The organism is Paraburkholderia sp. USG1 (genome assembly GCF_031570135.1).
Classification (GTDB): Bacteria; Pseudomonadota; Gammaproteobacteria; order Burkholderiales; family Burkholderiaceae; genus Paraburkholderia; species Paraburkholderia dioscoreae.
This window is the reverse complement of the sequence record NZ_JAMWXW010000008.1, coordinates 195,514-215,810: the sequence shown is the minus strand read 5'-3', so window position 1 is coordinate 215,810 and position 20,297 is coordinate 195,514. Positions and strand designations below refer to the sequence as shown.

Annotated in this window: 15 protein-coding genes and 2 pseudogenes; 8 read left to right on the top strand and 9 right to left on the bottom strand. The window is 63.5% G+C overall.

Translation table 11 applies throughout. The annotated features are described in order from the left end of the window. Positions 1-106: 106 nt before the first annotated feature. From NE850_RS13530 to NE850_RS13520, 3 genes are all read right to left on the bottom strand, one after another. Positions 107-1,399, bottom strand: coding sequence for an MFS transporter (locus NE850_RS13530; RefSeq protein ID WP_007178693.1), 1,293 nt, complete (start codon positions 1,397-1,399; stop codon positions 107-109). Between the two features lie 71 nt (positions 1,400-1,470). Beyond that, on the bottom strand, positions 1,471-2,799 hold the full coding sequence (locus tag NE850_RS13525; protein WP_310698850.1) for an MFS transporter: 1,329 nt from the start codon (positions 2,797-2,799) through the stop codon (positions 1,471-1,473). Positions 2,800-2,851: 52 nt separating this feature from the next. Then, positions 2,852-4,126: a glucarate dehydratase family protein gene (locus NE850_RS13520; protein WP_007178691.1), complete on the bottom strand. Its 1,275-nt coding sequence runs from the start codon at positions 4,124-4,126 to the stop codon at positions 2,852-2,854. Between the two features lie 211 nt (positions 4,127-4,337). Between NE850_RS13520 and NE850_RS13515 the strand changes: the two genes are divergently transcribed. Both NE850_RS13515 and NE850_RS13510 read left to right on the top strand, forming a co-directional pair. Continuing rightward, positions 4,338-5,042 carry a GntR family transcriptional regulator gene (locus NE850_RS13515; protein WP_007178690.1) on the top strand — a complete coding sequence of 235 codons (705 nt, stop codon included), beginning with the start codon at positions 4,338-4,340 and terminating at the stop codon, positions 5,040-5,042. Positions 5,043-5,134: 92 nt separating this feature from the next. Beyond that, the gene (locus NE850_RS13510; protein WP_007178689.1) at positions 5,135-5,536 is read left to right on the top strand and encodes a RidA family protein; all 402 of its coding nucleotides are present in this window, start codon (positions 5,135-5,137) and stop codon (positions 5,534-5,536) included. A gap of 22 nt (positions 5,537-5,558) precedes the next feature. Here NE850_RS13510 and NE850_RS13505 read toward each other — a convergent pair whose 3' ends face one another. Next, positions 5,559-9,056: an ATP-binding protein gene (locus NE850_RS13505; RefSeq protein WP_310698849.1), complete on the bottom strand. Its 3,498-nt coding sequence runs from the start codon at positions 9,054-9,056 to the stop codon at positions 5,559-5,561. A gap of 300 nt (positions 9,057-9,356) precedes the next feature. Here NE850_RS13505 and NE850_RS13500 point away from each other — a divergent pair, with 300 nt between their 5' ends. From NE850_RS13500 to NE850_RS13475, 6 genes are all read left to right on the top strand, one after another. Further along, a complete protein-coding gene (locus tag NE850_RS13500; protein WP_007178687.1) occupies positions 9,357-11,054 on the top strand; it encodes a PAS domain-containing methyl-accepting chemotaxis protein in 1,698 nt (565 codons plus the stop codon). Positions 11,055-11,662: 608 nt separating this feature from the next. Continuing rightward, positions 11,663-11,914, top strand: coding sequence for a hypothetical protein (locus tag NE850_RS13495; protein WP_007178686.1), 252 nt, complete (start codon positions 11,663-11,665; stop codon positions 11,912-11,914). Positions 11,915-12,249: 335 nt separating this feature from the next. Next, a complete protein-coding gene (locus NE850_RS13490; RefSeq protein ID WP_007178685.1) occupies positions 12,250-13,242 on the top strand; it encodes a DedA family protein/thiosulfate sulfurtransferase GlpE in 993 nt (330 codons plus the stop codon). A gap of 90 nt (positions 13,243-13,332) precedes the next feature. After that, a complete protein-coding gene (locus tag NE850_RS13485; protein ID WP_165187560.1) occupies positions 13,333-15,063 on the top strand; it encodes an FAD-dependent oxidoreductase in 1,731 nt (576 codons plus the stop codon). A gap of 155 nt (positions 15,064-15,218) precedes the next feature. Next, positions 15,219-15,491: a hypothetical protein gene (locus tag NE850_RS13480; protein ID WP_007178683.1), complete on the top strand. Its 273-nt coding sequence runs from the start codon at positions 15,219-15,221 to the stop codon at positions 15,489-15,491. Between the two features lie 103 nt (positions 15,492-15,594). Further along, entirely contained in the window at positions 15,595-16,845 is a 1,251-nt protein-coding gene (locus NE850_RS13475; RefSeq protein WP_007178682.1) for a winged helix-turn-helix domain-containing protein, read from the top strand. Positions 16,846-16,865: 20 nt separating this feature from the next. Here the strand turns inward: NE850_RS13475 and NE850_RS13470 are convergent, their stop codons facing one another. The 5 genes and pseudogenes from NE850_RS13470 to NE850_RS13450 all read right to left on the bottom strand — a co-directional run. Beyond that, positions 16,866-17,465: a LysE family translocator gene (locus tag NE850_RS13470; protein WP_165187556.1), complete on the bottom strand. Its 600-nt coding sequence runs from the start codon at positions 17,463-17,465 to the stop codon at positions 16,866-16,868. A 230-nt stretch (positions 17,466-17,695) separates the two neighbouring features. Further along, complete coding sequence (locus tag NE850_RS13465) at positions 17,696-17,953, bottom strand: hypothetical protein (RefSeq protein ID WP_007178680.1); 258 nt, start codon at positions 17,951-17,953, stop codon at positions 17,696-17,698. Between the two features lie 200 nt (positions 17,954-18,153). Beyond that, a pseudogene (locus NE850_RS13460) lies at positions 18,154-19,357 on the bottom strand (betaine/proline/choline family ABC transporter ATP-binding protein). After that, the gene (locus NE850_RS13455; protein WP_310698862.1) at positions 19,354-20,016 is read right to left on the bottom strand and encodes an ABC transporter permease; all 663 of its coding nucleotides are present in this window, start codon (positions 20,014-20,016) and stop codon (positions 19,354-19,356) included. Before NE850_RS13455 ends, NE850_RS13460 begins: the two are co-directional and overlap by 4 nt. Positions 20,017-20,022: 6 nt before the next feature. Continuing rightward, a pseudogene (locus tag NE850_RS13450) lies at positions 20,023-20,175 on the bottom strand (glycine betaine ABC transporter substrate-binding protein); the annotation flags it as partial. Between the last annotated feature and the right edge of the window lie 122 nt (positions 20,176-20,297).

The following is a 20,297-nucleotide window of genomic DNA, read 5'->3' as shown; positions in this document are numbered from 1 at the left end:
GCGTTCAGGTTTGAAAAATCTGATCCCGGTGTTCCACCCACTGCCCTTGCACAGTAAGTTTTCGCCGGCGTCCATTCCTTTCGCGAGAACTTCAGCCGGGAAGACTCTATTGCTCGTGCAGCTTCACAGGCGTCATGCGTGGCATTAACAGATGAATGATGCCGAGCGCGACCAGATAAGCCGATGCACCCACAGCAAAGAGCACCCAATATTCGCCGGTACGCTGCAACGTCTCGCCGATGACGCCCGAGTAGAAGAACGAGCCGATCATCCCCGCCACGCCGCCGATACCGATCACCGTACCGACCATCCGGCGCGGAAACACGTCGCCGACAGTGGTGACAAGATTCGCCGACCATCCCTGGTGAGCCGCCGCGGCAAGGCCGACAGCAAAGACTGCGTACCAGAGGCTCTGAAAATGCGAAAGCGTGGCAATGGGAAGCACGCACACCGCGCAGACACCCATCGCGACCTTGCGTGCGACATTGGGTTTGTGTGAACGCTGCATCAGCCGGGACGACAGCCATCCTCCCGCCACACTGCCGACGGATGCCATCGTATAGATGACAATCAACGGCAGACCCAGATTGCCGATATCGATGTGCCTCGACTCATTGAGCCATTTGGGCAGCCAGAACAGGTAGAACCACCACACCGGGTCGGTCAGCAGTTTGCCGAAAATGAACGCCCACGTTTCGCGGTACTTCAGCACTGAAAGCCAGCTTACGGACTGCTCAACGCTTTCGTCCCGGTCCGAATTGATGTAATCCAGTTCGCCCTTCGATACCGATGGATGCTCCGCGGGAGGACGGTACACCAGCAGCCACACCGCCAGCCACACGAAACCGGTCGCCCCTCCCGCCACGAACGTGGCACGCCAGCCCCACATGACGGCGGCAATCGGCACGAATGCGGGCGCCACGATCCCGCCGATGGTTGCGCCCATGTTCCACAGACCCGTGGCCAGCGCGCGCTCCTTCTTCGGGAACCATGTGGCTGTGGTGCGGATGGCGACAGGGAAATTGGCCGCTTCGCCGAATCCGAGCAAACCGCGCACGGCCGCGAAGCCGGGCACGGTCGCCGCCACCGCGTGCAGCATCGCGGCCAGGCTCCACATTGCCATGGCACTGCCGTAGACCACTTTGGTGCTGATCCGGTCCGCGATCCGGCCGAACGTCGCGAGACCCACTGCATAGGCGACCGTGAACACCATCACCGTCTGCGCGTACTGCACCTGATTCCAGCCAATGTCTTTTTGCAGCAGCGGCGCGAGCAGCCCGAGCATCTGACGATCCATGTAGTTGATCGTCGTGGCGAAAAAAATCAGCGCACAGATGGTCCACCTGTATCGTCCGACGGCCGTTTGATCGGCGACGGAATGGGTTCCCAACATTTTCATCGTGTCTCCGCAAAGTTTGTATGAATCGAGCGATGTCATTAGTTGAAGTGATATCGCTGTCATCGCCCCGTCTATAGCGCGAGGGCGGATCGCTCCTCACGAGGCTTCATCCGGGAAAAGAAGACGATCCCGGCGGCCACCACGGACATCACGGCCAACCCGGTAAGCCCGCCTTCAATCGAGCCGGTCTTCTGCTCAAGCAGGCCGAAGGCCGCCGGCGCGACGAAGCCGCCGAGGTTGCCGATCGAATTGATCAGGGCCAACACCGCCGCGGAAATGCGCGCGTCCAGGTAGCCTTGAGGAATGGGCCAGAACAAGGCCGACGCGGCTTTGAAACCGATCGCCGCGAAGCAGATCGCGACGAACGAAAAAATCGGGCTGCCCTTGCCGGCCGCATACATGCCGAGCGCGGCGATCAGCAGCACGGACGCCACCCATGCCTGCTGGAACTTGAAGCGCGCCGCGAGCATGGCGAAGAAGTACATCGCCGCGATCGAGATCAGCCACGGGATCGAATTGAAGAGCCCGACCTGGAAATCGTTGAAGTGGCCCATCTTGCGGATGATGCTCGGCAGCCAGAAAGTCGCGCCGTAGATCGTCAGCGAAACCGAGAAATAGATCAGGCAGAAGATCAGGATCTGCGGGTCGCGCAGCAGACTCCACACCGACGGCTTGACGGCATGCACTGCATCGCGCAAGCGCTGCTCTTCCTCTATCTCGCCGATCACCGCGTCCTGCTCGGCGCGGTTCAACCATCTGGCGTCGCGCGGCGCCGAGTCGAGCCAGAACCAGATGAAGCCGGCCAGCACCACAGAGGCCATGCCTTCGATCACGAACATCCACTGCCAGCCGTGCAGGCCCCCGCCGCTGATCTGCATCAGCGCGCCGGAGATCGGCCCGGAGAGCACCGAAGCGAGCGCCGAGCCGCTGAGGAAGATCGCCATCGCCTTGCCTCGCTCGTCGCGCGGCAGCCATTTGGTGAAATAGAAGAGCACGCCGGGAAAGAAGCCGGCCTCGGCCGCGCCGAGCAGCAGCCGCATTGCGTAGAACGACATCTCGCCTCGAACGAACGCCATGCCGACAGCGGCCAGACCCCACGTGAACATGATGCGCGTGAGCCACATCTTCTCGCCGAAGCGCTGCATCAGCATGTTCGATGGCACCTCGAAGACCGCGTAGCTGATAAAGAAGAGCCCCGCGCCGAGGCCGTAGGCCGCGGCGCCGATGCCCAGATCGGCGCTCAGGTGCTGGCGGACGAAACCGATGTTCACGCGGTCGATATAGTTGACGATGAACATCGCGACGAAGAGCGGCAGCACGTGCCACTTGATCTTGCGCACGGCACTCGCCAGCGCGTCGGCTCGCTCCGGGCGGGCCGCGGCCGGGATGGATCTGCTCATGGGGTTGTCTCCTTGGGCGGCAATGCGCGTCGCATGCCGCCGTCCGCGCTGGTCAGAAGCGCGGGTTCTTGCCGCTGAAGCTCGGGTCGTACTTCTGCATCTGCTTCAGGTCGTCGCGATTGCGCACGCCGCACGAGAGATACTGGGCATGCAGTTCGGCCAGCCGGTCGCGATCGAGTTCGACGCCGAGACCCGGTGTGGTGGGCACGCGTACCGCGCCGTTGTCGAAAGTTACGCGGCCGCCCTTGATGACCTCTTCCTCCTGCCACGGGTAGTGCGTATCGCACGCGTAGGTCAGATTGGGGATGCTCGCCGCGACATGCGTCATCGCCATCAGGCTGATGCCGAGGTGCGAGTTGGAGTGCATCGACATGCCCAGATCCCACAGCTTGCACATGCGCGCGAGCGTCTGGGTCACGCGCAGGCCGCCCCAGTAGTGATGGTCCGAAAGCAATACCTTCACCGAACCCATCTCGGCGCCGCGGCGGAAATCGTCCATGGTCGTGATCACCATGTTGGTCGCGAGCGGCAATCGGGTGTGCTTCGCCAGTTCGGCCATGCCCGCGAGCCCCGGACACGGGTCTTCGTAGTATTCGAGCAGTTCGTCGAGTTCGGGGGCTGCCTTGATGCTCGTTTCGAGCGTCCAGTTGGCGTTCGGATCGAGACGCAGCGGCACGCCGGGGAACGCTTGATGCAGCGCGCGCATGCATGCGATCTCGTGCGCCGGCTCGAACACGCCGCCCTTGAGCTTGATGCTCTGGAAGCCGTACAGGTCGATCATGCGGCGCGCCTGCGCGACGATCTGCGTGGCGCTCAGGCCTTCGCCCCAAGCGTCGGGCGCGTAAGGCCTGTCGATATGCTCGGCGTACTTGAAGAAGAGGTAGGCGCTGTAGGGCACGGCGTCGCGAACCTTGCCGCCGAGCAAATCGACGATCGGCGCGCCGACTATTTGCCCCTGCAAGTCGAGCATGGCGACTTCGAGCGTGCTGATGACTTTCGGCGCGTTCTTTGCCGAGTGCGAGCCGGGCGCAAGCTCGAATTCGACCGCGCCGGAGCCCGGCTTGATCGCGGCTAGCACGCGCTTTTCCATCCGGTTGAGGTCGAACGGGGACAGGCCGATCACCAGCGCCTTGGCCTGCTCGAGCACGCGCAGCATCGGTTCATCGCCGTATGTCTCGGAGATGCCTACGCGGCCATCGCTCGTCTCCAGTTCGACGATGGCGCGCAACGCCCACGGTTCGTGGATGCCGGCGGCGTTGAGCAACGGGCCGTCGCGGAAAGCGATCGGAGTAATTCGCACTTGGGTGACGGTGATGTCACGAGTCATGGTGGCAATCCGGCAATTAAACGTGTTGAAGTCGATGGGCGCATGGTAAAGCACTAATGTATTAGTGCGTTAGTGGGGAAAATACCCAGAACCGCAGGCATGCAAAACGGCTGCACGATGATTGAAAGCGTATGGGCGTCGGCTATAGTATTAATATTTCAGCGGGTTGGAGCGGAGGTTCCGCCTGCGCTCACGCTTCTGTTTCCCTGCCATGAAAACCCATGCTTCCCCGTCGACGGCGACCCGGCTCGACCGGTCCCGCCATGCCGCGCCGCAGGTATTCGAACGGCTGCGCGAAATGATCCTGTCGCTCGAACTGGCGCCCGGCACGGTGCTTTCGCGCGCCGATCTGGCGATTCAGTACGGGCTGAGCCAGACGCCCGTGCGCGACGCGCTGATGAAGCTCGGCGAGGAAGGTCTCGTCGACATCTTTCCGCAGCACGCCACGGTGGTTAGCCAGATCAACGTGACTTCAGCGTTGCAGGCGCACTTTCTGCGCCGTTCGATCGAACTGGAAGTCGTGCGCACGCTCGCGGAACAACGCGATGCTGCACTGACGGGTCAGTTGCGCGCCACGATTGCCCGGCAGATGGAACTGCGCGACCTCAAGAACTATGAGCAGTTCTCCGTGCTCGACCAGGCCTTTCATCGGCAGATGTACGAGGCGGCGGGCGTGCCGCAACTCTGGGATCTGGTGCGCAGGCTGAGCGGCCACATCGACCGGCTGCGTCGCCTGCACCTGCCGGTGGAGGGCAAGACGATGGCGGTGGTGCGCGATCACACCGAGATCGTCGAGGCAATCGAAAAGGGCGATGTCGAGGCAGCGCAGGCGGCGCTGCGCAAGCATCTCTCGGGTACGCTGAACCAGGTCGATCAGATCCGCAACAGTCATCCGAACTTCCTGACCGACGACTGAATACGCTCCGAGAGAGATGGGCAAACGCCGTGCCGAGTTTTGATCGGTTACCTTGTCATCCCGACATTCGAACTTGCCCATTGCACCCACCCATGAGCTCAACCCCTTCTTTCTGGATGATCCCCTCGGCACCCACGCCGGTCGGCCCGTTTTCGCACGCTGCCGAAGCCGACGGTTGGGTCTTCCTGACCGGCCAGATGCCGACCTCCCCCACGGACGACGCCGCGCCGCTTCCCGAGGGTGTCGTCGCCCAGACCAAGCGCGTGATGGACAATCTCGTGCTGGTTCTCCAGGGCTTGGGCCTCGGCCTGCAACACGTGGTTGCCACGCGCATCTTCCTGACCGAGTTCAAGCGCGATTACGCGCCGATGAACGAAATCTACCGCGCCTACTTCCCGGCCGACGCGCTGCCCGCTCGGACCTGCATCGGCGTCACCGGGCTGGCGCGCGATGCGCTGGTTGAAATCGATTTCGTCGTCAAACGGCCGGTTTGATCCCGCCGTGGCGGGCGGCGGCTCAACGCGCCGGTTGCTCGTCGAGTCCGTAGTGATCGGATAAGGCTTCGTGCAGCGAGATGGCGCGTTCGTCCATCTCGGTTGTCCACTCGCTGTTGTCGGCGCATAGCCTTTGCAATTGCCGGCATTGGTCGAAAAACTCCGGCTCCCGCACGACCACGAACGCACCGCTCGCGCTATGCGCCCAGCCGGCCAATGCCCGCACGTCTTCTTCCTCGACGATGGCGAGTAACCTGGGCAGATCTTTCCGCAAATGCTCCCTGAGCATCGCGGTGTAGCGCGCCTTGTCGTCCGAGCTGAGCATGCTCGCTACGTTGGCAACAGGCGCCACGGAGTCGGCCGATGCCGACGTCGATGCCGCCTTGGCGCGAACCGCTCGCGCCGGCGCGGGCACCACCGCCAGCAAAGCCGCCTGTAGTTCACTCAAAGACGCCGGCTTGGAAACGTACCCGCTAAAGCCGCGCTCGCGCCAGCTTTGAACCTGCTGCTCTTCGGCTGCGGCGCTAAAGGCCAGCACCGGCAGCTCAGCATGCCGCTCGCGCAATACCGTCAGCAGCTCATGGCCATCCATCACCGGCATATGGATGTCGGTCAGCACCACCTCGAACGGCGCCCGTTCGAAGAGTGCCAGCGCGTGCTTGCCATCCGCGGCAATCGTGGGCACGCAACCGAGCTCGACCAGTTGCTCGGCGATCAGGTTCTGGATCAGCGGATTGTCTTCCGCGACGAGGACCGCAAGACCCAGTAACGCGGGATCGATCTCGACAGCAGGCGTCAAGGCGGAGACGGCCGCGGGCGCTTCGTCCGTCGCGGCGGAGGCGCCCTCGACGGCCAGCTCGATTGCCGTCAGACACGCGGTCCGGCTGAATTCACTCACTTCGAGTACACCCTGAGCGCGCGCCTCTGGCCGGGTCGGGCCACCGCTCGTGATCCACACCGCCCCGACCGCCTGCAACGCGCGCAAGCGGACAATCGCCTCAAGATCGTATTCACCGGACACAATCAACACCACTGGGCGATTCGCTTTCAACCACGCCTCTGCGCCGGCCAGCGACGTCACCGTATGGCTCGACCAGCCCGCTCGCTGAAGCCAGCCGTCCAGAAACTCGCCCGCCTGCCGCTCCGTGCAGAGCACGAGCGCCGTCCCGCGCCACGCGGGGGTCGTGACCGGCGTGCGCTGATCGCCCGGCACCGCGACGAGCGGGATCGATACATGAAACACGCTGCCCACGCCGGGTACGCTTTCGGCGGAGATCCGGCCGCCCATCAATTCGCATAGCCGCGCGCAGATCACGAGCCCCAGACCGGTCCCGCCCGTTCCGCGCGACGTACCCAGCGCCCCTTGCACGAACGGCTTGAACAGACGTGCCAGCAGCTCCTCGCTCATGCCGGCGCCGGAGTCCGAAATCCTGCAGATGAGCGTCGGGCGGCCTTGCGGATCGTCCTTCACTTCCGCATACAGCGTGATCTTGCCGGAGGACGTAAATTTGAACGCGTTGCTCAGCAGGTTGTTGACGACTTGCGCGATGCGCATGCGATCGCCGATCAGGGTGCAGTCGAGCGTCGGCGAAAGCAGTGCATAGAAACGGACCGCGCGGTCCCCGCACAACGGCGCTTGAGAGAACGCGATATTTTCAAATTCGTCGATGGGCCGGAAGGGCTCGTTGGCCAGCAGCATCTCGCCCGCATCGATCTTGGAGAAGTCGAGAATGTCGTTGACGACGCGGCGCAGCGCGTCGGACGCGACACCCAGGGTCGCAAGCCGCTGCGAATGCGCCTCGAGACCGGGCGTGCGCGCGAACAGTTCGAGATTGCCGAGCAACGCGTTCAACGGCGTGCGGATTTCGTGGCTCATCGCCGCGAAGAAATTCGTCCGCGCACGCATCATGGCGTCCGAAGTCTGCTGTGCGTGCCGCAATTGCTGTTCGAGTAACGTCTGGGCGGTGACGTCGAGAATTGCGCAGAACAGCACGTTCTCACCCGCGTAGCGCGCGGGTGCATAGGTAAACTGCAAAAACCGCGCGGGCGTGCCGCTTTCTTCCGGCGGTGGCGAAGCCTGCGACTGCGGCCGTGCGGCCACAACGAAAACGGCGATCCGTGCAATCGTCGCGGCCGAAGGTTTGCCGGGCGTCTGCGCGAGGAACTCGCCCACGATATGCGGCGGCAACCGGTTGCTGCCCGGCTCGATACTCAGCAACTCTGCGGCCAGCGCGTTGGCGGTCAGAATGGAATAGTCGCTTTGGCGGACGACGCACAGACCGACCGGCGTCGCACTGACCAGCACGTGATTGATGGTTTCACTTTCCAGTGAGCGAGAGGTTTCGGCAAACGCATTGCGCAACAGCCGAAAGCCGAAATAGCGCGCCGTCAGCGCAACCGCCAGCAGGATCAACGCCGTGAGAGCGGCGATCACCGCGAGTTGCCAGCCAAGCGCGACGGCGAGCGCCCCCCACGGCAAATAGCCGACCAGGAAGCCGAACCCCGGCCCCAGCGGCTCATGAAAGATCACGCCTTCACGTCCGTAATGAAACACGTGAGACGGCGTCGAGGCCACTGTCTGTTGCAGCATTGTGCCGGTCTGCGCGCCGAGCGGCTTCGAGGACGCGATAATGCGACGATCCGCGGCCATCAGCAGTATCGTGCCCTCGTCGCCCGGCGGCGCGATGCGCCTCGCGAGCACGTCGAGCCGAATATTCATGCTGATGAGCGTAGTGGGCGTGCCGCCGTCGTAATAGACGCTCACAGCCGAAATCACCGGCACGTTCTCCAGCGGATCGAGATAGGGTCCAAGCCAGACGCGCTCGCCTTTGCCGGGCAGACGCCTGCCGGTTTGCGCTTCGAGCTGGCGTTCGAGCGTTTCGCGCAGCGTCCGGATGAGAGCCAGTTGCCGCTGGGGCACAGCGGACAGGTTCGCGGCGGCGGCCTTTCCCGCCACCGGTTGCGCGAGCGAAGGCAGGATCACGGCATAGTCTTCCTTCAGCCCGACCAGCGTGGCCCGTTGCTGCAACTCGAACGCCTGCTGGGTCGCAAGCGTCGACTGCGACGCTTCGTACAAACGGCCAAGCTTCTCGCCGAGTTGCGGCCCCCAGGCCGCGGTGGTGGCTTCGCCGACCAGCAAGTCGAAGCCGGCATCGATCCTGTCCACCTTGCCGCGCACGGCACCGGTCCGGCGGATCGACTGCTGAACGGCATCCGGCGCGCTGCGCACCTGGGGAGCGGTGTAGTAATAATCGAACGTGAGCTCGACGCGTCGCGAAAACGACTCCTCCTGGTGCAGGAGAAGGGAGATGTCGGTTGCATTCTGCGAAGCGAAGGTGCGGCGATAGTCGAGTTGCGCGAGCCCGGCAACGACAGCCAGCACGAGTGCGAAGATCGCCACGATCAGCATGAGCGAACCGATTGTCGCCAGATAAGCCCGCTGCTGACGCTTTGCGTTCTGCGCGAGCGTGGCGAAAGCGAGCGCCAGGGACTCTTGTGTACGGTCGAGGATCTTCTGCATCAGCTCGCGTGTGTAGCGGATTCGTGCAGGCAGACCACTGCGGAATCGAGGGACGAACTACGTCTGCAGGCCTTATACGGGCGCAGTGTAGCCCTTTTGAAGGTATCGCGCGACGCATCCGGCACCGTTTCGCGGGGCCGCCCCGGCACATATCAGACAACCTTGCGTTAAGGGCCCAGAGCCCCTTAAACCTGAATTGTTTACTGGGAAACCCTCAAGCCGGAGGGCTTAAATGCCGTTAATCCTTGCGACCAAGTAAGCATTGCGCGCACGTGCGCGTCTGCATCAGCAAGGAAAGCCATGCGCAACAACCAGCCTGTCACCGGGCACGAGTACGAGTACCCTTCGTTACAGATGCTTGTTTCCGCGACCGACCTGACCGGCCGCATCCAGTACTGCAATCCCGCCTTCATCGCCGTCTCGGGTTTTACGCGCGACGAACTGATCGGCCAGCCGCACAACCTCATCCGTCATCCGGATATGCCGCGCGAGGCATTCGCTGACATGTGGGCGACGATCCGCGACGGCCGTCCGTGGACCGCGCTCGTGAAGAACCGCCGCAAGAATGGCGACCACTACTGGGTGCATGCCAACGTCACGCCGGTGGTCGAGAGAGGCGCCGTTGTCGGCTATCTGAGCGTGCGCGTGAAACCGGAGCGTGACACGGTACGCGCCGCCGAGGCGCTGTACGCGCGCATGCGAACGGGCGAGGCGCGCGGCATCAAGCTGCGCCGCGGCGTGGTGGTGCGCACCGGCCTGCTGGGGCGTCTGCAGGCGCTCATGCGCCTTCCTGTCGCCACGCGCGCGGCAGCCGGCTACGCGATCACGTCGCTCGCGCTGCTGCTGACCGGACTCGCGGCATGGCAAGGCGCGCCGCCTGCGCAGTTCTGGATTGCGTTCGGCGTGACCACCGCAGTCGGCCTCGTATCCTGGCAACTGTTGAAGCGGCAACTCGCCGCGCCGATCCGCGAGATGTCCGGGTTCGCCACGCGTCTCGCCGCGGGCGATCTGACCGCCGATCTGCACATCGCGCGCCACGACGACCTCGGCGAAGTGCTCCAGGCACTGAATCAGTTGAAGGCGAATCTCGCGGCAATCGTCTACGACGTGCGTGCGCAAATCACCGGCATGCTCGACAACGCGCGCGAAATTTCCAGCGGCAATGTCGATCTCGCGCGGCGCACGGAGTTGCAGGCGGCATCGCTCGAGGAAACCGCCGCCACCATGGAACAACTGACCACCACCGTGCAGGCTAATGCCGACGCGACCGTGCGCGCGCTCGATCTGGCGAGAGACGCGCAGGCGGCGGCCGCGGTCGGCGGCAAGATCGCGGGCCAGGTCGAGCAGACCATGGCCGGCATCACGGCGGCGTCGCAGCGTATCGCGGACATTACCAGCGTGATCGACGGCATCGCGTTCCAGACCAACATCCTTGCGCTGAATGCGGCCGTCGAAGCGGCGCGAGCAGGCGAAGCAGGCCGTTCGTTCGCCGTGGTCGCGAGCGAAGTGCGAATGCTCGCGCAACGCTGCGCGGCGTCGTCGAAGGAAATCAAGTCGGTGGTCGAAGCGAGTGCGACCGAAGTCGCCGCAGGCACCGAACTGGTCGCGCGCACCACCTCGCAAATGCGTGTGATCGACGAAGCGGTGGGCCGCGTGTCGTCGATCATCGTGGACGTGGCGAATGCCAGCAGCGAACAGGCGGAAGGGATTCGTCAGGTCAATCAGGCGGTCTCGCATCTGGATGGCGCCACGCAGCAGAACGCCGCGCTCGTCGAACAGGCGGCGGCCACCGCGCAGCGTCTCGCGGAACAGGCCGATGTGCTGGATGAGGCGGTGCGTCTGTTCAGCGTCGCGCACGCCGCGCCCGCGCAACGCGCCAGCGGCGCGACGCGCCCTCAGGCGCTCACGTCCGATGCCGCGCAAACCGCCGACATCAAGCGACGCAATGTGCCGGCCGTCGCACGCGATCTGGAGCATGACGAAGCCACAATGATCTGATAGATCGGCGTTACTCCCACCTCGACAGCCCGCTATTGGCGCAGCAGGATGGAACCCGTCAGCGCCCAGTTGGTTGCAAGGGCAGGCTGACCCAAGTAACAACGGCGTTTAGCAGCCCGTCCTTCTCACGGACGGGCTATTTTTTTGCGGACGCAGTTGGTTGCATGACTGTCGAGCCGGGTCGAACCGCTACGCCTTCGACGCGCTGACCCGCTGCAACGACGCGCTCACCATTTTCGGCAACGAATTGCCCTGTCCACGCGCAGCCTGGCTGCGGGATGCACAAATGCGGAGCGACGAGCCACGGCTCGCGTGCTTCCTTTAATCGCCGCACGCGTCAACAGCATGACAGTCATGGAGAAGATGCGCACCGCCACGGGGCACGAAAAATGCATCCGTCGTTGCCGGGAGTCGCGTTAAACTGGTTGTCACGGCGGGACGTCACGCCGCGCATTGCCCGGCGAGCCGCGCCAGTCAACGCGCCTGGCCGCGTACGGCACGCCGGCAAGTGAACGGGCAAATGCGTAAAGCGTGACTGCGGTGCGACAGACGCCGCACTATCCTGCCCGTACAATGGTTCGATCAACAACGGAACAAGGACAACTTCGATGCGCACTACCGGGTCCTCCGGGTCAATGGCCCTGCTCACCGAATACGACGACGCAACGGCGCGCGAACTCCGCTCGCTGCGCCTCGAATCGACAGAAGACGGCAAAGGCATTCTTTTGATCGAAGTCGATGAGCGCAAGCCAGGCATACACCGCGAAGTGCGCTACGAAATCACGCCAGCCGAACTGATTGCCGCGATTCGCGCGCACGGCGCCGAACTGCCGGGCGAACAGCACAACCACCGTCAATAACAGAGGTCACGCGGCATTCGCACTTGAGTGCGAATGCCGCGTGTGAGCATCGCCGGTCTTCAGTTGCTTGCCGAGAGGGCGTCTAGGGGACGTCAATCGGGCATTATTTCCGCATTAGCATGCGGCTCGGATTTCAAACCTTTTCGCGTTGTTCGAATTGCGCTCCTGATGCGCTTTTCGAGCGGTTCATTGTGCCCGCAATAGCGCTTCCAACGGCCGAATAACGGGCGTCTTTTCAAGGCGTTTGCACGTCTCGAAAATGCGTCCATAATCCTTGCATTCTCCTTTGCATTCCCTACCTGCGCCGCGCCCGAAAGGGCTGCGGATGTAAGCCGATGCTACATGATCTCGTCGAGCAATATGGGCCGGCGCTCGTCTTCGTGAACGTCCTCGCCGCCTCGATCGGGCTGCCGGTTCCGGCGATGCCGTCGCTCGTGCTGTTCGGGGCGATGGCGGCCATGCATCCCGGTTCCGTGGGCACACAGTTGGCGCCGGTGCTCATCCTGTCGATCTTCGCCACGCTGATCGGCGACAGCGCGTGGTATTTCGCCGGCCGCATGTACGGCGGCAATACGCTGAAAGCGATTTGCCGCCTGTCGCTCTCGCGCGACACCTGTGTGAAGAAGACCGAACGCTTTTTCGGCCGCTGGGGCGTGCGCGTGCTGGCCGTGGCCAAGTTCGTGCCGGGCCTGTCGATCGTGTCGATTCCAATGGCCGGCGCAATGGGCACGCGCTACCGCACGTTTCTCACCTACGACAGCATCGGCGCCGCGTTGTGGTCCGGCACGGGCCTGATTATCGGTGCGTTGTTCGCGCGGCAGATCGACATGCTGTTCGCCCTGGCCGGGCGCCTCGGCCGCACAGCCGCGCTGGTCGCCGTCGCGCTGCTGCTGGCGTATGCGGCTTATCGCTGGATACGCCGGCGCCAGTTGATCGCGAAGCTCGCGTCCGCGCGCATCGAAGTCGACGAACTGGCCGCGCTGGTTAAAGCCGGCAACACGCCGGTGCTGTTCGACATCCGCTCGCACGAGAAGCGCAAGCTCGATCCATTCGTGATTCCGGGCTCGCAATTCGCCGACGAGCGGCAACTCGACGAGATCGTCGCGAGCTATCCGCGCGATCAGAAGTTGGTGATCTACTGTTCCTGCCCGAATGAGATTTCCGCGGCATGGATGGCCAAGCAATTGAACGAAGCCGGCTTTTCAGACGTGCTGCCGCTGCGCGGCGGCATGGAAGCCTGGCGCGACTCGGGCAAGCCGGTGGAATCGCTGCCCGACATGCCGCCGCCCGAAGTGGCGGTCGAAGACGTCGCGCCGAAGGCTGTGTAGCGCAAGCAGCGCACTTGCATTCGCGCCATTGGGCGCCGCGCCGCTTCGCCTCCCGTTCGATCCGTCAATGAACACCGAAGGAGCGGTTCAATGCTTTCGACTCAAGAAGCTGAAGGACAACAAGGGGAAGTGCAACAGCAAGCCGTCGTCGCCGACGCGCCGTTTTCATCTCTCTCCACGCGCATGCATCAGATGTTCCCCGCGCTGACCTGCGCGGAGATCGATCGCCTGCGGCGGTTCGGCGAGATCGGTCAATGGAAAGCCGGTGAACTGCTGTTCGAAACCGGTTACACCGGTCCCGGCATGTTCGTGTTACTCGAAGGACGCGTGAAGGTGTATCAGCGCGACGGCATCGGGCGTGAAGTCCTGATCGGCGAGCATGGCGCAGGGCATTTTCTCGCCGAAGTCGGTCAGTTGTCGGGACGGCCGGCGCTGGTCAACGGCATGGCGCTCAGTTCGGTGGAGGCGTTGCTGATTCCGCCGGAAGGACTGCGTGCGCTGATCGTCGCTGAAGCGGAACTCGGCGAGCGCATCATGCGCGCGCTGATCCTGCGGCGCGTGTCGCTGATCGAAAAGGGCGCCGGCGGCCCGATCCTGATCGGCAACAGTAACGATGCGCGGCTCGTCATGCTGCAAGGCTTTCTGTCGCGCAACGGCCATCCCCATTCCGTGATCGACGAACGCGACGAAGACGCGCTGCGTCTGATCGAGCAATTCGCCGCGCAAAAAGAAGACATGCCGCTGGTGATCTGCCCGGACGGCTCGGTGCTGCGTCATCCGAGCATGCCTGAACTCGCCACGTGCCTCGGCCTGCTGCCCGATCTCGACGATGCGCATGTGTACGACGTCGCGATCGTCGGTGCCGGGCCCGCCGGGCTTGCCACCGCGGTGTACGCGGCCTCCGAAGGTCTGTCGGTGATCGTGCTGGACAGCCGCGCGCCGGGCGGCCAGGCCGGCGCGAGTGCGCGGATCGAAAATTATCTCGGCTTTCCGACCGGCATTTCCGGCCAGGCGCTGGCAGGCCGCGCCTTCGTACAGGCGCAGAAATTCGGCGCGCACGTCGCGATTCCGGTCAACGTGAAGGCGCTGCATTGCGCGGAGCGGCCGCATCGGCTGGAACTGAAGTGCGGTGGACACATCACGGCGCGCGCCATTGTGATCGCGAGCGGCGCGGTCTACCGGCGCCCGGCGCTCGAAGGGCTCGACCGTTTCGAGGGGCGCGGCGTCTACTACTGGGCGTCGCCCGTCGAAGCGAAGCTGTGCAAGCGCCAGGAAGTGGTGCTGGTAGGCGGCGGCAACTCGGCGGGTCAGGCGATCGTCTATCTGGCGACGCATGCGGCCAAGGTCCACGTGCTGATCCGGCGCAGCGGCTTTGAAGCCACCATGTCGCGCTATCTGATCGACCGGATCCGCTCGTTGCCGAACGTGTTCGTCCATCCGAATTCGGAGATCGGCAGGCTGGACGCCGACGAAACCGGTTTGTCATCGGTCAGCCTGAAAAAACCGTTGCCCGACGGCACCGATCATTTCGACACGCGTCATCTGTTCCTCTTCACCGGCGCGGACCCGAATACCGACTGGCTGCGCACCTGCGGCGTGGAACTCGATGCCAAGGGCTTCGTGCTGACCGGCACGAGCGCCGAAGGCGCGTCGGTCTGCGATCTCGCCACCACGGTCGAAGGCGTGTACGCGATCGGCGACGCGCGCGCCGGCTCGACCAAGCGGGTGGCGGCGGCCGTCGGAGAAGGCGCTGCCGTGGTTGCCCAGATCCATCAGCTGCTGGCGGTTGCCGCGGGCGATGCAGTCCCGCTCGACGCCTGAACGAACGTCCGCTAAACCGCCGCGACCGCCCTTGCGGCCGGCGTCCGGTGGCCGTAAGGGCGGGTAACCTGCCGTTACACAAGCCTTCAACTCGTTGCACCTGTCTTGCTTTCTGTCTCGTAATATTGATGTCAGCCATTCGACAGGAGACAAGCATGTTCCAACGCGCGATCGTTCTCGCCGCCATCGGCCTTGCCGCCGCCTGCGCCTCGACTGCCGCCTCGGCCAGGGTGGACGTCGGCGTGTTCGTCAACACGCCGGGGCCGGTGTACGCCGCGCCGCCGGTCTATGCGCCTCCGCCAGTCGTATACGCGCCGCGACCGGCCTACGGTTACGGCTACCGGGACGATTACTATCGCGGCCGCCGCTGGCATCACGATCATGGCCGTCATCGCGGCTGGGACCGGCATCACGGCCGCGGGTGGTAACGGCATGTCTGGCGGCTTCACGCTACAGTAACGGCTGCTGATCCAGGCCGGACCTTGTCCTTGTGTCCGCTCCCATCGCAGTCACTTACTGATCCACATTCGCGTGAAGACTCTTCCGCTTTCCGCCGCCCGAACCCTGCATCTGGCCGCGCAAGGTTTGCTGACACCGCCGCGCCGCAAAGCCGTCAAGACCGACGTGCTCGACGCGATCGGCCGCATGGCGCAATTGCAGATCGACACGATCCATGTGGTCGCGCGCAGCCCTTACCTCGTGTTGTTCAGCCGGCTCGGCGCTTATCCTCAGCAATGGCTCGACGAGCATCTCGCCGAAGGCAAGCTGTTCGAGTACTGGTCGCACGAAGCCTGTTTCGTGCCGACCGAAGACTACGGGCTGCTGCGCCATCGCATGCTCGATCCGAGCGGCATGGGCTGGAAATATGCGGCCGAGTGGCACAAGAAGCATCGCAAGGACATCGAGAAACTGCTCGCGCACATTCGCGCGACCGGTCCGGTACGCTCGGCGGATTTCGCCCGCGAGGCGGGCAAAGGCAACGGCTGGTGGGACTGGAAGCCGGAGAAACGCCATCTGGAAGTGCTGTTCGCGATCGGACAATTGATGGTGGCCGAGCGACGCAATTTTCACCGCGTCTACGATCTGACCGAACGCGTGCTACCGGATTGGGACGACGCACGCGATCTGCCGCCTGCGCACACCGTAACCGAAGAAGTGTTGCGCCGCACCTGCCGCGCGCTCGGTGTCGCGCGCGCCGATTGGGTCGCAGACTACTACCGCTTGCCGCGCCGGCCGTACCGCGACGAACTGCATGCGCTCGCCGACCAGGGCGAACTGATTCCGGTGCGCGTGGAGGGCTGGAAGCAGGACACGTTCGTCCACGAGGACTTCGCCGCAATACTCGACGATGCCGCGAGCGGCAAGCTCACCTCGACGGTGACCACGGTGTTGTCGCCGTTCGATCCGGTGGTGTGGGACCGCAAGCGCGCCGCTGCGCTCTTCGACTTCGACTATGCGATCGAATGCTATACGCCCGCTGCGAAGCGCAAATACGGTTACTTCGTGTTGCCGCTGCTGAGCCGTGGGCGTCTGGTCGGCCGCGTGGATGCGAAAGCGCATCGAACCCAAGGTGTGTTCGAACTGAAGTCGCTGCACATCGAACCGGGCGTGCGACTAAGCGCCCGTCTTGCCGGCGATCTGCGCCGCGCGTTGCAACGCTGCGCGGATTGGCACGGCACACCGCAACTGGAAATCACCGCCGCGCCGCCGGAATGGCTCGACGCGCTAAGCGTAGACGACGTCTCGAATGAAGTCCGCTTGCGCGCCGGCGTGGCTGCCTGAATGCGGAATTATCGCCGCGCTCAATGCAGCGCCGCCCACGCCAGCGACAGGGAAAACACGCCGAGCACAATGGAAGCGCCGCGCTGCACCTTCACGGGATTCAGCCAGGTGAGCCTGCCGCTGCCGAGCGCCGCACCGAACGTGATCCACGCGAGCGCGATCGGCACCACCAGGCACGCGAACATCAGCATTGCGAACACGTAGGCCGGCAGTTGCGCGAAGGCAATAGCCGGAAAGATCGTGCCGGCGAACAGCAAGCCTTTCGGATTGAGCAGCGTCGCCACGAACAACGTGCGCATGCCGCTCGCCTGCTGCGCCGAGTCAGGCAACGCGACTGCCGCGCGCCACATGTCGACGGCGAGATAGGCGATATATAAACCGGCCGCCACGCGTACCAGCGAGGGCAACCAGGGCAGCGCATGCGCCGCCTTGACGAGGAAATGCCCCCACACCGAGATCGAGATGAAATAACCACCCAGTTCGGCGGCGATCAACGGCAGCGAGCGCCGCACGCCTTGGCGCAAGCCGGCTGCGGCAAGCAGCGTATTGGTAGGCCCGGGCGTAATCAGCACGACGACAATGCCGAGGGCCAGCAACGCGATAGCAGACGCTGAGAGCATAAAAAAGGCGCAATGTTGGAGACAGTGCGCCTTTTTATCATAGACAGGGTGCCGCCGAAATGCAGCGGCTAGAAGTGGCTAGAAGCAGCTAAAGACGGCGGTGAGTCGCAACGACAATTCGCCGCCGCTTTGCCGTCACGCCATGCAATGGCAGCGGCCTTGCCACATCGGCAAGCATGCCAAGACGAATCGCGCCACCCACAAGCCACACCAGCGGCGCGCCATCGCCTTTAGTGGTCCAGCTTCGCGCGTAATTCGCGAGCGGCTTCCAGCAATCCCTCGTAACCCGAGCGCGCGTGCTCTGGCAGATCGGGGTCGCCGACAAACGTGCCGAGCGTTTCGATCAGGCTATATAGAATGCCCTTCGCGGCACCGGTTGCAATGCTGCCTGAAGATACCTGCTGATCCACATGGCTGAGCGCTGCGTCGAGGTGCTCCAACTCGGGCCGGTCGCCGGTGGGCGGTTTGGGCGTTACGTCTTGCGTCATGATGAAACTTCGCTCCTGTTGATGCATTGGTGAACAAGCCGTCCTTTCACGTCGTTATATACCGATCGTGCGTTGCCGTCTATTCGTGATCGGGGCGAACGCGAGCGACGTTAGGCGCCCATCGATAACTCAGAATTTTCTCACGGGCGTCGTCTTCAGGCGAGGCGGCGTACTCACGCACTTCGACCCACCCGCCGATTTCACGCGTGATCAGCCGTTGCAACCTGCGCAGCGGCTGCCTCCGCTGCGGCGACGGCGGGCGAGACGATCGCAGGCTGACCGGTCTGCCTGCGCGAACGGCCTGAGCTCAGATAGTCCGCAATCGAATCCTGCGTGACTTCGCCGACATAACGGCCGTCGCCGTCCAGCACCGGCATCCATGACGAATTGAACTGGTACATCTTCGACAGCACGATGCGCAGATTCTCGTCCGCGCTGACCGTCGCCTTGAACGCGCTCAGATGATCACCGCACACGCCTTCGCCCGTGCGCGCCGCGCGGCGCGTCACATAGCCGAGCGCCTGCTGCTTCTCGTCGACAATGGTCAGATAGCGGCTGTCGCTGTCGTCCATCATCTGGAATGCGCGCGCCACCGGCGTATCGGCGCGGGCGGTGTCCGGGTGCGTGGCGGCGTCGCCGGCCTTCACCAGCAAGAGGCGCTTTAACGTGCTGTCCTGACCGACGAACGCGCCGACGAACTCGTCGCGCGGATGCGCGAGCAGCGTATCCGGATGATCGTATTGCACCAGTTGGCCACGGCGGAACACGGCCACACGATCGCCGAGCTTGATCGCCTCGTCGATGTCGTGGCTCACCATGATCACCGTCTTGTTCAGTTGACGCTGCATCTGGAAGAACTCGTTCTGAATCGACTCGCGATTGATCGGGTCGACCGCGCCGAACGGCTCGTCCATCAACAGGACCGGCGGATCGGCGGCCAACGCGCGAATCACGCCGATGCGCTGTTGCTGGCCACCCGACAGTTCGCGCGGATAACGCTTCAGATACTGCTTCGGCTCGAGCGCGACCATCGACATCAACTCCGTGGCCCGTTCGCGGCAACGCTTCCTGTCCCAGCCGAGCAGGCGCGGCACAACCGTGCTGTTCTCTTCGATCGTCATATTCGGGAACAGGCCGATCTGCTGGATCACGTAGCCGATGTGACGGCGCAATTCGACTTCGTTCAGACCCGACGTGTCTTCACCATTGATCAGCACGCGGCCTGAGGTCGGCGCGATCAGACGGTTGATCATCTTCAGCGTGGTGGTCTTGCCGCAGCCCGAGGGGCCGAGAAATACGCAGATTTCGCCTTCGCCCACCGTGGTGGCTCACCGAGTCGACGGCCTTCACCTGCTGGCCGTCTTTTTGAGTAAACGTCTTGGTCAGTTTGTCGAGTTCGATCATGTCTTTTGTACTCCCCTCGGGGTCAGCAAGCGTTGCAGCGCTTGCAGCAGCAGGTCCGCAACAATCGCGAGCACGCTCACGAGCACGGCGCCCACCAACAGTTTCATCATGCTGCTCTGGCCGATCGCGCGGATGATCAGCGTGCCGAGACCGCCGGCGCCGATTACCGCGGCGATCGTCATCACGCCAATGTTCATCACCACCGCAGTACGCACGCCGCCGAGAATCACCGGCACGGCAAGCGGCAAATCGACGAGGCGCAGCCGTTGCCACACCGTCATGCCGATGCCGATGCCCGCTTCCTTGATGCCGGCGTCGACGCTGCGCAGCGCGAGGTAGGTGTTGCGCATGATGGGCAGCAGCGAATAGAGGAACACGGCGGTAATCGCCGGCACCGCGCCAATGCCCTGGCCGAAGCGCGAGAACACCGGAATCATCAAGCCGAACAGCGCGATGGAAGGCAAGGTCAGCACCACCGTTGCAATGCTCAGCAGCGGCGCGGCAAGCCATTCATGCCAATTGATCAGGATACCAAGGGGTACGCCGACGAGAATCGCACAGCCCACCGCGATGCCCACCAGCCATACATGTTGCGCCGTGAGTTGCAGCAATTCAGGCCAGTTAGCCGATAGATAGTCGAATACAGTCCTTGTGAAAATCTCCGCTCAGGGCAGCTTGTGCGTGCGCGGGAATTCCGCCGCGACTTCGCGCACCGGCTTGCCGTCGACGTCGACCTGCTTGTTCATCTCAAGCATCGTGTCGTTGTTCAGCGCATCGGACAATGCGTTCAGTTGCGGCGCGAGTTGCGGGTTCTGGTCGAGCGTCGTCTTGCTGTGGCGTCCTCTACCGCTTTTTTAGCTCCCGAAAATACTCACCTCAAACGGCCACCAGTGCGGCCGTGCCAATCTGATTCATCACCTTTTAATCAACCGGCGCATCG

Coding starts and splice junctions, on each gene's coding strand:
- NE850_RS13470 (WP_165187556.1), bottom strand. CDS start 17,465: ATGCTCTCAGCGTCTGCTATCGCGTTGCTGGCCCTCGGCATTGTCGTC.
- NE850_RS13465 (WP_007178680.1), bottom strand. CDS start 17,953: ATGACGCAAGACGTAACGCCCAAACCGCCCACCGGCGACCGGCCCGAG.
- NE850_RS13525 (WP_310698850.1), bottom strand. CDS start 2,799: ATGAGCAGATCCATCCCGGCCGCGGCCCGCCCGGAGCGAGCCGACGCG.
- NE850_RS13480 (WP_007178683.1), top strand. CDS start 15,219: ATGTTCCAACGCGCGATCGTTCTCGCCGCCATCGGCCTTGCCGCCGCC.
- NE850_RS13510 (WP_007178689.1), top strand. CDS start 5,135: ATGAGCTCAACCCCTTCTTTCTGGATGATCCCCTCGGCACCCACGCCG.
- NE850_RS13515 (WP_007178690.1), top strand. CDS start 4,338: ATGAAAACCCATGCTTCCCCGTCGACGGCGACCCGGCTCGACCGGTCC.
- NE850_RS13490 (WP_007178685.1), top strand. CDS start 12,250: ATGCTACATGATCTCGTCGAGCAATATGGGCCGGCGCTCGTCTTCGTG.
- NE850_RS13530 (WP_007178693.1), bottom strand. CDS start 1,399: ATGAAAATGTTGGGAACCCATTCCGTCGCCGATCAAACGGCCGTCGGA.
- NE850_RS13495 (WP_007178686.1), top strand. CDS start 11,663: ATGCGCACTACCGGGTCCTCCGGGTCAATGGCCCTGCTCACCGAATAC.
- NE850_RS13520 (WP_007178691.1), bottom strand. CDS start 4,126: ATGACTCGTGACATCACCGTCACCCAAGTGCGAATTACTCCGATCGCT.
- NE850_RS13500 (WP_007178687.1), top strand. CDS start 9,357: ATGCGCAACAACCAGCCTGTCACCGGGCACGAGTACGAGTACCCTTCG.
- NE850_RS13505 (WP_310698849.1), bottom strand. CDS start 9,056: ATGCAGAAGATCCTCGACCGTACACAAGAGTCCCTGGCGCTCGCTTTC.
- NE850_RS13485 (WP_165187560.1), top strand. CDS start 13,333: ATGCTTTCGACTCAAGAAGCTGAAGGACAACAAGGGGAAGTGCAACAG.